Origin of the sequence: Acinetobacter sp. V2 (assembly GCF_001188385.1) — a bacterium.
Taxonomy (GTDB): domain Bacteria; phylum Pseudomonadota; class Gammaproteobacteria; order Pseudomonadales; family Moraxellaceae; genus Acinetobacter; species Acinetobacter oleivorans.
Map to the genome: position 1 here is coordinate 1,164,550 of NZ_JZFB01000001.1, position 1,993 is coordinate 1,166,542.

Annotated in this window: 2 protein-coding genes; both read right to left on the bottom strand. The window is 40.3% G+C overall.

Going from position 1 to position 1,993, the window contains the following annotated elements; translation table 11 throughout:
* Positions 1-692, bottom strand: a 692-nt coding sequence (locus UC75_RS05300; protein WP_228137104.1) for a MaoC/PaaZ C-terminal domain-containing protein, incomplete at its 3' end; no start/stop codon positions are given.
* A 74-nt stretch (positions 693-766) separates the two neighbouring features.
* A partial coding sequence (locus UC75_RS05305) for a 3-oxoacyl-ACP reductase (RefSeq protein ID WP_228137105.1) occupies positions 767-1,993 on the bottom strand: 1,227 nt, incomplete at its 5' end.

Here is a 1,993-nt window from a genome sequence, read left to right on the forward strand (position 1 = left end):
TCAAGGTTCGCTAGTGCTTTAGCCTTGCTCCACATGCCATGCGCAATGGCTTGCTTAAAGCCAAATGCTTTTGCAGTAATGGCATGAATATGAATTAAGTTAAAATCACCAGACACTTTCGCATAACGGCGGCCTGTGTTTTCTAAAATATCCCACTCTGCCTTTGGAACATAAGCTGGTGCTTGTTCTTCTTTGGCTTTCTCACCGACTCTTTTTTCGACTTTTTGACGAGATAAATAAGTCGTTAAGCCTTCCATCACCACTTCATTGCCAACTTTTGCCGTGGTAATAAAGTCAAACTGAACACCTTTATCATGCGGTTTTAGTTCCCCAAATTTACATGACAGAGTGAGTTTTTCAGTTACACCAATTGGTCTGGTTTGTTTAATCTGGTTACGGATATGAACTAAACCTAAAATTGGAAATGGAAAGGCTTCTGCTGTCATCATGTGCATTTGCAAACTTTGAGAAAGCACAGCCAAATAAATTGCGGGTACAAAGCCATTATTTTTAAAACCGCATACTTCGTTATAAGCTTTAAGATGACTCTGATCAATTTCTAGAGTATCTACTACATATTCAACTTGCGGTAAGATTTTTGGACCTTTCGGCTTTTTAAAAATTAAACCTTGTACCACTTTTGGGTAAGCTAATGCCGCTTTTGGTAGCTGGCTAAAATGACGAGTATTCATACCTAACCTTTTATAATTTATAGATTCTTGAATAAAAAAGGGATGCACAAGCACCCCTTTTTAGCTAAAAGTGCTTAAGCGCCCAACAAGCTTTGACCACACACACGTACAACGTTGCCGTTTACACCTGTAGAAGCAGTTGATGCAAACCATGCAATCGTTTCTGCTACATCAACAGGTAAACCACCTTGTTGCATTGAGTTCATACGGCGACCAGCTTCACGAATTGCAAATGGAATTGCCGCAGTCATTTGAGTTTCGATGAAGCCCGGTGCTACTGCGTTAATGGTAATACCATTTTTTAAGATAGGTGCAGTAAATTTAACTAGACCAATCACACCTGCTTTAGATGCAGCATAGTTGGTTTGACCAAGGTTACCAGCAATACCACTAATTGATGATACACAAACAATGCGGCCATTTGCATTTAGACCATCGTTTTCTAACAAGTAGTCATTTACACGTTCAGCAGCAGACAAGTTAATGTTAATTACTAAGTCCCAAAGCTCTGGCTTCATGTTTGCCAAAGTTTTGTCACGAGTAATACCTGCGTTATGAACGATAATATCTAAACCGCCTTGTTTAGCCGCAGCAGTTTTAATTTTTTCGCCAGCATCAGCAGCTGTAATGTCAATTGCCAATGTAGAACCACCAATGTCAGCAGCTACACGGTCAAGGTCAGCTTGTTGTTGTGGTACATCTAAACAAATAACATGAGCGCCATCACGTGCAAGCACATGTGCAATTGCCTCACCAATACCACGGCTCGCACCAGTTACTAATGCAGTTTTACCAGCAAGCGGTTTTGCCCAATCAACATCAACCACATCTGCTTTAGACACACGAACAACTTGACCAGACACATAAGCTGAACGTGGAGAAAGCAAGAAACGTAAAGTTGATTCAAGGTTTGCAGCAGCGCCTTCATCAACATAGACAACTTGAGCAGTAATACCCTTTTTAAATTCTTTACCTACAGATTTGATAAAGCCTTCAAGTGCACGCTGAGCAATCGCCTGTTTTACAGTTTTTGCAGTTTCAGGAGTTGTACCAATCACAATCACTCGACCAGAAGTCGCAACTTGACGTGCAATCGGGTTAAAGAACTTATAAAGTTCGTTTAACTGTTCTGAGTTTTGAATACCAGAAGCATCAAATACTACTGCTTTGAATTTTGATTCTTTGTCGCCTGCATTGAATGGGCGTAAATTTAAACCAACTTTTGCAGCTTCTTGCTGTAATGCAACATTATTGCCTACATAGCTGTCAGCATGAATATTGCTAAGTACTTGTGCAATCGC